The following is a 13,185-nucleotide window of genomic DNA, read 5'->3' on the forward strand; positions in this document are numbered from 1 at the left end:
CCCATGAATTTATTCGATGTATATCCCCTGTTTGATATAACCCCTGTAAAGGCTGAAGGCTCTTACATTTGGGACGATAAAGGCAACCGCTACCTCGATTTGTACGGAGGGCACGCCGTAATTTCCATCGGGCACAAGCACCCGCATTATGTGAAAAAGCTAACCGACCAATTAAACGGGATTGCTTTTTACTCCAACGCTGTAAAAATGCCTATGCAGGCTGAACTGGCTGAAAAATTAGGCCGTTTGTCGGGCTACGAAGATTACAGTCTTTTCCTTTGCAATTCAGGAGCCGAAGCCAACGAAAACGCTTTAAAGTTGGCATCATTCCACAACGGTCGCAAGAAAATAATAGCCTTTAGCAAATCATTCCACGGTCGTACCTCGCTGGCAGTAGCCGCTACGGATGATGCTTCCATCGTTGCTCCTGTCAATCAAACCGAAAATATCACCATTCTGCCCTTCAACGATATGGAGGCCGCCGGCCAACACATTACCGATGAGGTTTGCGCCGTAATTATTGAGGGAATACAAGGCGTGGGCGGGGTGCAAATACCCACCACCGAATTTTTCCAACACCTGTCAGCCTTGTGCGAACAAACGGGTGCTATCCTTATTTTGGATGAAGTACAATCGGGCTACGGGCGTTCGGGCAAGTTTTTTGCCCACCAACACGCAGGTATAAAACCTCACCTTATTACTGTTGCCAAAGGCATGGGCAATGGTTTCCCCGTGGCGGGGGTGCTTATCAATCCCTCATTCAAAGCTAAATACAGTATGCTGGGCACCACCTTTGGCGGCAACTACCTTGCTTGTGCTGCTGCCATTGCCGTTTTGGATGTGATAGAAGAAGAAAACCTTGTGCAGCAAGCCGCCGAAACTGGCGAGTATATTGTAAATGCCCTTAAAAACCATCCCGCGGTGAAAGAAGTACGCAGTTTAGGGTTGATGATTGGTGTTGAACTACACTCGCCCTGTGCCCCTGTGCGCAACGGTTTATTGTTTAAGCACCGCATTTTCACAGGTTCATCGTCAGACAAAAACACCCTGAGAATATTGCCTGCACTCAATCTCTCAAAAAGCGATGCTGATGTATTTATAGCTGCTTTTAATCAGGTATTGCCTAATACACTCTCGCAGCCATGAAGCAATTTATCAGCGTAAACGATGTGCCCGATGTGGCAGCTTTGGTGCAAGAGGCTATTGAACTGAAAAAGCAGCCGTATGCCTTTAACCAGTTGGGCAAACACAAAACCTTGGGGCTAATTTTTATGAACCCCAGCCTGCGTACCCGCCTCAGTACCCAAAAGGCCGCTGCCAATTTGGGTATGGAGGTAATGGTAATGAACTTTGATAAAGACGGCTGGACGTTGGAGATGAACGAAGGTGCAGTAATGAACGGCACCACTGTTGAGCACATTAAAGATGCTGCCGCCGTAATGGGGCTGTACTGTGATATTATTGGCATCCGCAGTTTTCCTTCATTGAAAAACCGAGAAGACGACTACAACGAGGTATTGCTGCACAAATTCATAAAATACTGCGGCGTACCGGTGGTAAGCCTTGAATCAGCAACATTACACCCGTTGCAAAGTTTCGCTGATGCAATCACCATAAAGGAAAACTGGCAACTTGAACGCAAGCCCAAAGTGGTGCTTACTTGGGCTCCGCATATCAAGCCCTTACCCCAAGCTGTTGCCAACTCGTTTGCACAGTGGATGGGCAAAACCTATGTTGACTTTGTTATCACCCATCCCGAAGGTTTTGAGCTGAACGAGCAGTTTACTCCCAACGCTACTATTACCAACAAACAAGAGGAAGCCTTGGAAGATGCCGATTTTGTTTACGTGAAAAACTGGTCGGGCTACCACGATTATGGTAAAACAATTACCGGAGCCAAACATTGGATGCTGACCGAAAAACACTTGCTGCACAGCCGGCAAGCTAAAATAATGCACTGTCTGCCGGTGCGTCGTAACGTTGAACTAAGCGACGAGTTGATTGACGGCCCTAACTCGTTGGTATTGCAACAGGCACACAACCGTCTGTTTGCTGCACAAACGGTACTAAAACAACTATTATCCCAAATGTGATGAATAAAGAAACGCTTTATATTGTTAAAATAGGAGGCAATGTAGTAGACGATGAAACCGCATTGCAACAGTTTTTAGCCGATTTTGCCTCGCTAAAAGGGCACAAAATTCTGGTGCACGGCGGGGGTAAAATTGCCAGCCAGGTTGCCCAAAAATTAGGCATTGAAGTGAATATGGTAAACGGTCGCCGCATTACCGATGCTGCTATGTTGGATGTGGCTGTGATGGTGTACGCAGGTCTTGCCAATAAAAACATTGTAGCCAAGTTGCAGGCGTTGCAATGCAACGCCATTGGTCTTAGCGGTGCTGATGCCAACTGCATTACTGCCCATAAACGTAAGCACCCAGAGATTGACTTTGGATTTGTCGGCGATATTGACAGCATTAACACCAGTGCCTTTGCACCCTTGCTAAATGGCGGTCTCACTCCTGTTTTATCTGCCATCACACACGATAACAACGGACAATTACTTAATACCAATGCCGATACTATTGCCGCGGCATTGGCTGTAGCCTTCGCTGATTTATACAATGTTCATCTAATCTACTGTTTCGAGAAAAACGGAGTGCTTCAAAATGTTGAAGACGAAAACTCTGTAATCCCGTTTATCAATTTGGATTTATACCGAGAGTTAAAACAACAAAACGTTATAGCTCAAGGTATGTTGCCAAAGCTTGATAACGCTTTTGATGCCGTTCAATCAGGCGTTCAAAAAGTAATCATAGGTCACTCAGCACAATTAGTTTATTTAACCCAACAAAACCACCATGCAGGAACCCTTATCAGCAACTAACAATCACCACCTTTATACACAAGCGGTTGAGTTGCTACAACAACTGATAGCCATTCCTTCATTTAGTAAAGAAGAAGACAAAACAGCCGCTTTATTAGTTAATTTTATGCAAATCCGCGGCATTGAAGTAAAACGCAAAGGCAACAATGTTTGGGCTGTGAACAAACATTACGACCTAAACAAGCCCAGTCTATTGCTTAACTCGCACCACGATACGGTTAAACCCAATGCCAATTATACTCTTAACCCGTTCAGCCCTATTATTTCTGAGGGCAAATTGTTCGGGTTAGGCAGCAACGATGCGGGAGCTTCGCTGGTATCATTATTGGCAGCATTCCTCCATTTTTACAAAGCCGAAAACCTGCACTACAACATTGTATTTGCAGCATCGGCAGAAGAAGAAAACTCAGGCCTGAACGGTATAGAATTAGTATTGCCCGAAATTGGCCCCATTGAATTTGCTATTGTGGGAGAACCTACCCAAATGCACATGGCCATTGCCGAAAAGGGTTTGATGGTATTGGACTGCACCGTAAAAGGTAAAGCAGGCCATGCCGCCCGTGAGGAAGGCGAAAATGCTTTGTACAAGGCGTTGAAAGATATTGAGTGGTTTAAAACTTTTGAGTTTCCTATCGTATCACCCACCTTGGGCAAGGTGAAAATGTCGGTAACTATTATTCAGGCGGGCACGTTGCACAACATGGTACCCGAAACTTGTACTTTTACGGTAGATGTTCGCTGCACAGATGCTTACACACTCGAAGAGTTATTGGCAACCATAAAAGCCAATGTTAGTTGTGAGGTATCTCCGCGCTCGCTGCGCATGAGGCCCTCCTCAATCTCATTAAATCATCCCGTAGTGCAAAGCGGAATTGCTTTGGAAAGAACCTGCTACGGCTCTCCTACTACTTCCGACCAAGCACTAATGCCTTTTCCTTCTCTCAAAATGGGTGTGGGCGATTCGGCTCGGTCGCACACCGCCGATGAATTTGTTTTTCTGCACGAAATAAAAGACGGCATTGACTTATACATAGACCTATTAACCCCTCTTTTGGTATGAAACTTTGGCAAAAAGACACACAGCAAACCGCCGATTGGATTGAAACCTTTACCGTAGGCCGCGACCGCGAGTTTGATTTGTTATTGGCAGAGCACGATGTACTTGGTTCCATAGCACATACCTCCATGCTACAAAGTATCGGTTTGCTTACCGAGGTTGAGTTGAATAGTATCCTTAAAGGGTTACACGCAATTCTTGATGAAATACGCAACGGTACATTTACCATTGACGCGAGTGCCGAAGACATTCATTCGCAAATTGAATTACTGCTTACCCAACGCATTGGCGAAAATGGCAAAAAAATACACAGCGGACGCAGCCGCAACGACCAAGTGCTGCTGGATTTGAAGCTGTATTTAAGGGCTGAATTAAAACACGTTTCCCAAGAGGTAAAAGCACTTTTTGATACTCTTATACATTTAAGCGAAACTCACAAAAGCAAACTACTGCCGGGTTATACCCATTTGCAACTGGCTATGCCTTCATCGTTCGGGTTGTGGTTTGGTGCCTATGCTGAAAGTTTGGTAGACGATATGGAGATGGTACAGGCAGCCTACAATATCTGCAACAAGAATCCTTTGGGTTCAGGGGCAGGTTATGGCTCGTCATTTCCTTTGGATAGGGAATTAACTACAAAGTTACTAGGCTTTGAAACCCTAAACTATAATGTGGTGTATGCCCAAATGACAAGGGGAAAATCGGAGAAAGCAGTCGCAACGGCTTTGGCATCGGTAGCGGCAACACTTTCAAAATTTGCCTACGATGTGTGCTTGTATATGAACCAAAACTTTGGGTTTATTCGCTTTCCTGATGAACTCACCACCGGTTCCAGTATCATGCCGCACAAGAAAAACCCCGATGTTTTTGAATTGATACGCGCCAAATGCAACCGCATACAGGCGGTGCCCAACGAGTTAACATTGCTGATAAACAACCTGCCATCAGGCTATCACCGCGATATGCAGATAACTAAAGAAGCTTTGTTCCCGGCTATTACGGAGTTGTTGAACTGCTTAACTACCTGTCGCCTTATGTTGCAGCACATTGTGATAAAGGATGATATTCTTACTGATGAAAAATACATACACCTTTTTAGCGTAGAGCGTGTGAACGAGTTGGTATTACAAGGTACTCCCTTTAGAGATGCTTACAAACAGGAGGGTAAGGAAATAGAAGAAGGCAGTTTTAAAGCTCCAACTCAGCTAAACCATACTCACGCGGGCAGTATGGGTAACTTATGTAACGATGAGATAGAAAGGGAAATGGGAAAGTTTAAGGAGCTATTTTAAAGGAATAAGAAATATATAACTTTGAGGCTCGCAATTGTGACTAAATGAATACAACGTTCCTCAAAGTACCTCCTGCATATATTATCTTATTTCTTGTTTTATGTTGTTTTGCTATTCTTAGGTTAGACTCTATTGGTCTGGCTTATTTTGGGGATGAAGCGATGGTGTATGGCCCCGCTGTTCAACAAATGGCAAGTAATGGGCCCTCTATGTTTCCGGGTGCTATACAGGAAGATTTATCCAGGGGGCACCCTATGATGTTCCATTTCACAGCAGGATTGTTTCTATATTTATTCGGCAATACTGTTACTAACTCACACATATTTGCTCTCCTTATTTCGTTATGCACTTTGTTTGTCGTATTCAAGATAAGCAAAGAGTTTTTATCTGATTTATATTCTGTTTTAGTAGTAATAAGCGTAGCATCTTTCCCTTTATTTATAGGGCAATCCGCAATGGTTTATCCTGAAATGATGCTTACCTTATTTGCTCTCACAACACTTTACTTTTACCTAAAGAAGAACCCCATACATTTTTTTATTTCTGCCTCTTTTCTCCTTCTTACTAAAGAAACAGGCATTCTCTTTTTGTTTTCCTTAGCTATATGGAATATTTTGAACTCTATTTTTATAGACCACAAGAAAATACTCTCTGCTGATTTTATTAAGGGTCAATTGACTTTTGTTTATCCCCTATTACCGCTCATTACGTTCTTTGTTCTGCAAAAAATAAAATTCGGGTATGTGTTTTATCCTGAACATATTGGTTTTATAAAAACAAATTATGAATCGGTAGAATACATGATTGGGAATCTTTTTCGTCAGCTGTTTGAGTTTGATTACAAGTATTGGATATACCTATCTTTTGCACTTCTGTTTCTATTGTTTCATAAAAAAATAAGCCTGAAGCATCGGATAATCATAGCCGTAATTTATTTCTGCCAATACAAAATATTGTATGGCATTTGGCATACCAATTCTTTTATAGCAATTGCAGCCTTTATTGTAGGCAGCTTACTTATTTTTTCTGTTTATTTATCTGCCGTAAAGAGCAATTTCACGGTGAAGGATGAGATGATGTTAGTGTCATTTCTATTTATTTTAATCTATGTATTATTTTGTGTAATTAACTTTTTTACAGACAGATACCTGATTATTTGTTTGCCGTTTTGTTTGATTATGGTCTATGGATTAATTGCACAAGTAAATTACAGCAAACAAATAGGGATTGGATTTTCCGTGATGATTTTGGCCTTCAATTTTTATTTTCTAGCTACAACCCGAAGCAATGGCGAAACCACGCCGTATTATAAAAATGTACTTATGGTGCAACAAGAAATGGTTGACTATATTGAATCCTCGGGTTTAAATGGAGATACAATTTATTGCGAGTTCCCCCATTTTGTTGCTTTAAACAATAAATCGGCAGGCTTTAAAAGGCGTGATATATGGTTTACTATTAAAGTTGATTCTACTATTCAGTATAATTATTGGATTACTGATAATTTTTGTGGACAGAACTATTATAAAACCATTGAAAACAGGAAGGATTTGAAACTTTTAAAAGAGTTTAAGCACGGTAATGCAGAAATGAGAGTATACGCCGGCTTTTAATTTTCAATTTTACTCAAAGCCTTATTTATCCTAGTATTTGGCTGTCCTGTATGATGTTTATTCTTTTCACCTTATACGGCACAGCACACGTAAATAGTTGGTTTTATATGGATTTACCTAGATGGAGTTATGTTTACATTCGACACTCCGAGGGTTAATAGTAAGGATTACAAACGCACATTTTGGGATTAGTTGTAGTAAGCAAAATCTAATACATATGTATTAGAACCTTCATCAAAACACTTAAAGTTGGGGTTGAAAAACGGGTTTTAGTATATTTACCCCTGTTTCAATTTTGCCCCAATGATTAAATATAATCCAAAAGACTGGTTTACCTTTATTTTCAGAATTCACCGCTCTGAAACCTTTAGGCAGCTTCTTCCACTGATGGCCGGTGTAAGTACTTATGCTTTTCTAGTAACTTACTTTGAGCTGCACTCGTTTTTCTCAAAAGAATCAATTGATACTGCAAAAAACATCTCGGCTATATATTCAATATTAGGCTTCACACTCTCATTGTTATTGGTGTTTAGGACAAACAGTGCCTACGACAGGTGGTGGGAAGGCCGCAAACAATGGGGAGAGCTTACCAACTCTTCAAGGGCATTGGCCGCACAGCTTAATGCGTTATTGAGTAAAAACCACCAAAACAGATTAACAGTATCTAATTATATCAGCTTGTTTGCCTATACCTTACAGGCTCACCTTAAAGCAGAAAAAGTTAACACTGCCTCAATAGAAAGCAAGTTTGATGTATCGGCATTTTCAAAAGATGATTTAGAAAAAATCGCATCAAGCTATCATCAACCACAGCAGGTATATAACCAGCTAACTTCATTACTGCACGAGTTAAAAAAACAGAACCAATACAGCGCCGAAGAAATGTATGTGTTTAAAAATGAACTTAATAAACTCATTGAAGTGTGCGGTGCTTGCGAAAGAATAAAAAATACGCCCATTCCGTTTTCGTATTCTGTATTCTTAAAAAAGTTTGTATTCTTTTATGTTATGATATTTCCCCTAACATACGGACTCACAATGTCGTACTTCATCGTACCGGCAACGGCTTTAATTCTTTACGTGCTGGCCAGCTTAGAGTTGATTGCCGAGGAAATTGAAGACCCGTTTAACGGCGAGGCCAACGATTTGCCTACTACTGAAATGGCTGAAAATATCAATAAATCTGTAACAGCCATTTTACTTAATTAATCAAAGTACATTAGGTATCTAAACACTGATAATTTATCAGACTGATTGATTGTAACACAATCCCGTTCTCCAATCAATAAGGATATAAAAAGTAACAAGCCAACTGCACTAAGCAATTGGCTTGTTCTGTTTTAGCAAAGACTCTTTTAAAAGTTCAGCTACTATAATGACGGGTTACCTTAACACCGTAATATTTCCCGACCGTACAAGCAACTCCTGATTGAAACCTCTTGCAACAATGTAATAGGCGTAAACATCCTGTTGTACAGGATACCCTTCGTAGGTTCCATCCCACTTAAAGTAAACGTCATCCGATCTGAAGATAATCTCACCCCATCGGTTAAATATTATCACCTTCATTTCGGTCACAAAATAGGTGCTTACTTCAAAGTAGTCGTTGTTGTTATCTCCGTTCGGGGTTATAGCGTTGGGCACATATAGTATTGGTTTCACAACCACCTCAACCTTTTTCTCAATCGAATCAGGACAGCCGTATTCGTTTACAACCCTTAGTTTCACTAAGTATTCACCCGGCCAGCTATACCTGCGTTTTGTATGAAGGTTGGTATCAATCATTGCTGTATCACCAAACGACCATACGTACGAAACGGCTCCGGTTGATGTGTTTGTAAAGTAGGCTGTGTCTTGTTCATAAGTATAAACCCCATTTTTGCTGGCAACAAAATCAGCTTTAGGGCTTGGTCGCACAATTACCTGTGTATAAGCAGTATCAACACAACCTACCGCGTTGGTTACAATTACTCTGGCATTATACGTGCCGGGCAAGTGGTATGTATACTTGGGTTGTAATGCAGTTGAATAGCCCAACCCGTCTATTTGCCATTGATATGACAAGCTATTGCTGTTTTGCGACTCAGCATATGTTACATCAAACGGTGAGCAACCGCTTACACCCGAGGTATTGATTGAAGGCACATGTAAACTATCTACCAATACAGGGAAGGTATTGTTTGACACGCAACCGCTAATTCTATCGGTAATGGTAAGGTTTACATTGTGTGTACCTACTGTCAGCCAATCTACAAGTATCGAGTCGGCGTTTGTAGGTGTAGTTATTATACCGCCTCCTGATAAACTCCAAGCATAAACAAACCTTCCCGATTGTATCGAATTATATTTATAGTCTTTAAACAAATTGTTTTTGGTATTGTTACACGCAACACTGCTTCCGCGCATATCAGGTCTTGGCAAATCAAACACATTCACATCCACACTAAATACTGAATCACAACCAAAAGAGTTGGTGATGTTTAAGGTCACTCGTCCCCAGCCAACGGTGTTCCACAACACATTAACAAGCGCATTATTAGCTGCTCCCTGTATAGTTCCGCCGGCAACCGTCCAAGTGTAAATATCTCCCGCTTGTGTATTGGTAGCAAAATAGTTGTAGGCGTTTTCAACGCAAGTAGTATCAGGACCATTGATTGTCCTGATGGGTCCCTGCCTGATAATCACAGGAAGTGTAAACGAGCTGTCGCAACCGTATTGGTTAGTTTGTGTAACCCTTACAGAACCTGCTCCGGGTGCACCCCAGTTAACCCTCGCTCCTGCTGAGTCTGGAGGAGACATCAGGGCTCCACCGGTAACTACCCACGCATAAGTATGACCGTTTTGAGGAGTAATAGAATAGTATTCGAAATTCTCTGAACAAATATTTGTATTCCCTTGAATTACAGGACGTGGTGTTGGATCAACGTGAATATTAAGAACTCTTGTACTATCACATCCGTATTGGTTGGTTTGCCTTATTCTTACTGATGATGGCGTACCCGATGCACCCCAACGAACCGTAATTGAAGCAGTTCCTTGTCCGTTTAGAATTGTTCCGTTAACAACTGTCCATAGGTAAGTATTGCCGCCTACAGCAGGTGTTACAAAATAGGTTGTTATCTTATTATGACATACGGTATCAGGCCCGTTTAGTTGCGGAGCAGGTGAACCTACAATCACTACACTATCCGTAATCAAGCTATCACATCCAACCGGATTAGTTTGTAGTATTTGTATATATCCTTTGCCCGAAGATCCCCACATAACACTCACGGTGTTTTGAAGTGAATCTGAAACGATGGTGCCGTTTGTAACTCTCCAACGGTATGTATTACCCGCTACTGATGTTACCGAGTGTTGGTATATTTTATTATGACATACGGTATCAGGACTGGTAATAACCGGTGAGGGTGAAGGATGAATTAATACATTCATCGTCATTACACTATCACAACCCAAATCAGAGTATTGTTCTACCCTAACCCTGCCAATACCTGCTGCACCCCAAAGTACAGAGATTTGTTTAGTTGCCTGTCCGCTTAAGATGATACCATTGGTAACCGTCCACAAATAAGTGTGTGCAGGTAGGCTATCAACAGTATAGATGGCTAGTTTGTTATGACATACTGTATCGTTTCCGCTAATAACCGGGGCCGGTGAAGGACGAATAAATATTGTATCACGAGCCATGCTATCACAACCCAACGGACTTATTTGATTTACATAGATGTACCCTGTATCGGTAAGGTTCCACATTACATCTACACTATTGGATCCTTGTCCGGCAATAATGGTTCCGTTAACAGCCATCCAAACGTAACTATCACCACTCACTGCCGGAGTGCTGTAGCTTACTATTTTGTTTGAACATACTAACGTTGTGCCGCTAACTTGTGGTGTAGGCCTGTACCTGATTATAACAGGTAGCGTAACCGTACTATCACAACCTTGTACCGACCTTTGTGTAATGTGTACACTGCCGTTTCCGGTAGTAAGCCATTGTACAACTATCGTATCAGTACCTTGTCCTGAAAGTATAGTACCTCCCGTTACTTGCCACTGGTAAGTATCCATACCCACCGAATCAACACGGTAAGTGTGTGTTTGGTTGAAACAAACTACCCCATTGCCACTAATAACAGGAGACGGAGAGTATAAAATAGTAACAGAATCATGTACTAATGAATCACAACCCAACGCACTTATTTGTAATAGAGATACCCTTCCTACTCCGGGCGCACCCCATCTAACGGTTATTGTGTTAGTTCCTTGGCCTGTTACAATAGTTCCGTTCACAACGCTCCAGCTATAACTGTCAAAAGGAATGTTAGCTGTAGAATATGTATATATTTTATTATGACAAACCGTATCCAAGCCTGCGATAATTGGAGCCGGACTGTACAAAATACGTACAGGCATAGCAACTGTACTGTCACAACCTAAAGACGACGTTTGTGTAATTGAAACATTACCTATGCCGGCTGCTCCCCACAAAATACTTACGCTATTGGTTCCTTGGCCGCCAATAATAGTACCATTGATTACTGACCAATTAAATGTATCCCCTACGATGTTTGCTACAGAATAATTGTAAATCTTGTTGTGGCAAACACTGTCATTTCCTGTAATAACAGGAGCTGGTGAGTATAATATTGTTATCGTATCGGTTACTACACTATCACAACCCAAAGGAGTTGTTTGCCTGATAGTAACAGTTCCTATTCCGGCTGCTCCCCACCTAACAATAATAGATGTAGTATTTTGACCATTCAATATTGTACCGTTAGTAACACTCCAGTTATATGTGTTACCTGCAACAGGTGTCACATTGTATGAGTATATCTTATTGTGACAAACAGTATCACTACCAAGCACTATCGGCTCGGGTGTTCTTAAAATTGAAACGGTATCACTCATTACACTATCGCAACCTGCCGCCGAAGTTTGCCTGATAGTTATCACACCTCTTCCAACAGTATCCCATTGAACAAATACTACATTAGTGTTTTGACCCGATAAGATAATCCCGTTGCTGATGCTCCATTGATAAGTATCACCCCCTACTGCGGGTACGCTATACGTATACACTTTATCTCCACAGGTACTATCCGCACCTGTGATTACCGGTGCCGGAGTATACAACACAACCACAACATTTATCGAAACTGTACTATCACAAAGTGATGGGCTGATTTGTCGTACCGATATGCTGCCTACTCCTGCTGTGCCCCATAATATATCGGCTGAGTTAGTTCCTTGGCCTGATACTATTGTTCCGTTGGTTACTGACCAAATGTAATTATCGCCCGGCACAAACGGAGTTGAGTAGGTTAGTATTTTATTATGGCAACTGGTATCCGGTCCTGTGATAAGAGGTACAGGAGTATAGATAACCCGTATGGTATCACTTACTGTACTATCGCAGCCCAAAGGAGAGGTTTGAGTGACTGTAACTACACTGCTTCCCACAGTATCAAGCATCACATCGATGCTGTTAGTTCCCTGACCCGCTATTATCACTCCGTTCGTTACACTCCATGTGTATGTATCCCCGCCCACCATCGCAGTACTATAGGTGTATATTTTATTCTGACATACACTGTCAGCGCCTGCTATTACAGGGGTTGGAGTATATAGTATTATTATGTTAGCAGAGACAGTGCTGTCGCAGCCCAAAAGACTTGTTTGTGTTAAACGAACATTACCGGAGCCAATTGTATTCCATAATACATCAATACTATTTGTTCCTTGGCCTGCCAACAAGACTCCATTATTAACAATCCACCCATAACTATCACCGGCCACAGGAGGTGCTGAGTAAGTGACAATACTGTTTCGGCAAATAGTATCCGCACCTGAAAGAACAGGTGCAGGGGTATAGATAACCGTTATTGTATCTCTTACTGTGCTGTCACAACCCAAGGGGCTCGTTTGGGTAACTGTTACTACACTGTTGCCAACGGTGTCTAACATCACATCGATGCTGTTAGTGCCCTGGCCCGCTATGATCGTTCCGTTCGTTACTGACCAGGTGTAAGTATCCCCGCCGATGTTTGCCGTTGTGTAGGTATATATCTTATTGTGACAAGCCGTGTCGGTGCCTGTTATCACAGGTGCAGGGGTGTATAATATCGTAATGGTTGAAGAGACAGTACTGTCGCAACCCAGTGATGAGGTTTGGGTCAATGTGATTGTCCCCGTTCCTGCTGTACCCCATAACACATCTACAGTGTTAGTGCTCTGACCCGCTATGATCGTTCCGTTCGTTACGGACCAGTTGTAAGTATCCCCGCCGATGTTGGCAGTCGTATAGGTGTATATCTTATTGTGACAAGC

At 42.0% G+C, this 13,185-nt stretch carries 8 protein-coding genes; 7 read left to right on the forward strand and 1 reads right to left on the reverse strand.

All coding sequences use genetic code 11. From position 1 onward, the window contains the following. Positions 1 to 3 precede the first annotated feature (3 nt). The 7 genes from F9K23_17595 to F9K23_17625 all read left to right on the forward strand — a co-directional run bounded on the left by F9K23_17595 (position 4) and on the right by F9K23_17625 (position 8,058). The gene (locus tag F9K23_17595) at positions 4 to 1,146 is read left to right on the forward strand and encodes an aminotransferase class III-fold pyridoxal phosphate-dependent enzyme (GenBank protein ID KAB2913320.1); all 1,143 of its coding nucleotides are present in this window, start codon (positions 4 to 6) and stop codon (positions 1,144 to 1,146) included. Next, positions 1,143 to 2,093, forward strand: a complete 951-nt coding sequence (locus tag F9K23_17600) for an acetylornithine carbamoyltransferase (GenBank protein ID KAB2913321.1) — start codon at positions 1,143 to 1,145, stop codon at positions 2,091 to 2,093. The genes F9K23_17595 and F9K23_17600 overlap by 4 nt, the downstream gene beginning before the upstream one ends. Then, the gene (gene argB, locus F9K23_17605; GenBank protein KAB2913322.1) at positions 2,093 to 2,887 is read left to right on the forward strand and encodes an acetylglutamate kinase; all 795 of its coding nucleotides are present in this window, start codon (positions 2,093 to 2,095) and stop codon (positions 2,885 to 2,887) included. Before F9K23_17600 ends, argB begins: the two co-directional genes overlap by 1 nt. Continuing rightward, positions 2,862 to 3,947, forward strand: a complete 1,086-nt coding sequence (locus F9K23_17610) for a M20 family metallo-hydrolase (GenBank protein ID KAB2913323.1) — start codon at positions 2,862 to 2,864, stop codon at positions 3,945 to 3,947. The genes argB and F9K23_17610 overlap by 26 nt, the downstream gene beginning before the upstream one ends. Beyond that, positions 3,944 to 5,236, forward strand: coding sequence for an argininosuccinate lyase (gene argH / locus F9K23_17615; protein ID KAB2913324.1), 1,293 nt, complete (start codon positions 3,944 to 3,946; stop codon positions 5,234 to 5,236). The genes F9K23_17610 and argH overlap by 4 nt, the downstream gene beginning before the upstream one ends. A 44-nt stretch (positions 5,237 to 5,280) precedes the next feature. Further along, a complete protein-coding gene (locus F9K23_17620; GenBank protein ID KAB2913325.1) occupies positions 5,281 to 6,849 on the forward strand; it encodes a glycosyltransferase family 39 protein in 1,569 nt (522 codons plus the stop codon). 303 nt (positions 6,850 to 7,152) lie between these two features. Beyond that, complete coding sequence (locus F9K23_17625) at positions 7,153 to 8,058, forward strand: bestrophin (GenBank protein ID KAB2913326.1); 906 nt, start codon at positions 7,153 to 7,155, stop codon at positions 8,056 to 8,058. Positions 8,059 to 8,232: 174 nt separating this feature from the next. On the opposite strand, the gene F9K23_17630 is transcribed toward F9K23_17625, so the two are convergent. Continuing rightward, positions 8,233 to 13,185: T9SS type B sorting domain-containing protein (locus F9K23_17630; protein KAB2913327.1), on the reverse strand; the 4,953-nt coding region annotated here is incomplete at its 5' end.

This window comes from Bacteroidota bacterium, from assembly GCA_008933805.1.
GTDB lineage: Bacteria > Bacteroidota > Bacteroidia > UBA8524 > UBA8524 > SB11.

What these genes read in the sequence shown, in the direction of transcription:
- F9K23_17595 (KAB2913320.1), top strand. Translation starts at nt 4, where the DNA reads ATGAATTTATTCGATGTATATCCCCTGTTTGATATAACCCCTGTAAAG.
- F9K23_17600 (KAB2913321.1), top strand. Translation starts at nt 1,143, where the DNA reads ATGAAGCAATTTATCAGCGTAAACGATGTGCCCGATGTGGCAGCTTTG.
- argB (KAB2913322.1), top strand. Translation starts at nt 2,093, where the DNA reads ATGAATAAAGAAACGCTTTATATTGTTAAAATAGGAGGCAATGTAGTA.
- F9K23_17610 (KAB2913323.1), top strand. Translation starts at nt 2,862, where the DNA reads ATGCAGGAACCCTTATCAGCAACTAACAATCACCACCTTTATACACAA.
- argH (KAB2913324.1), top strand. Translation starts at nt 3,944, where the DNA reads ATGAAACTTTGGCAAAAAGACACACAGCAAACCGCCGATTGGATTGAA.
- F9K23_17620 (KAB2913325.1), top strand. Translation starts at nt 5,281, where the DNA reads ATGAATACAACGTTCCTCAAAGTACCTCCTGCATATATTATCTTATTT.
- F9K23_17625 (KAB2913326.1), top strand. Translation starts at nt 7,153, where the DNA reads ATGATTAAATATAATCCAAAAGACTGGTTTACCTTTATTTTCAGAATT.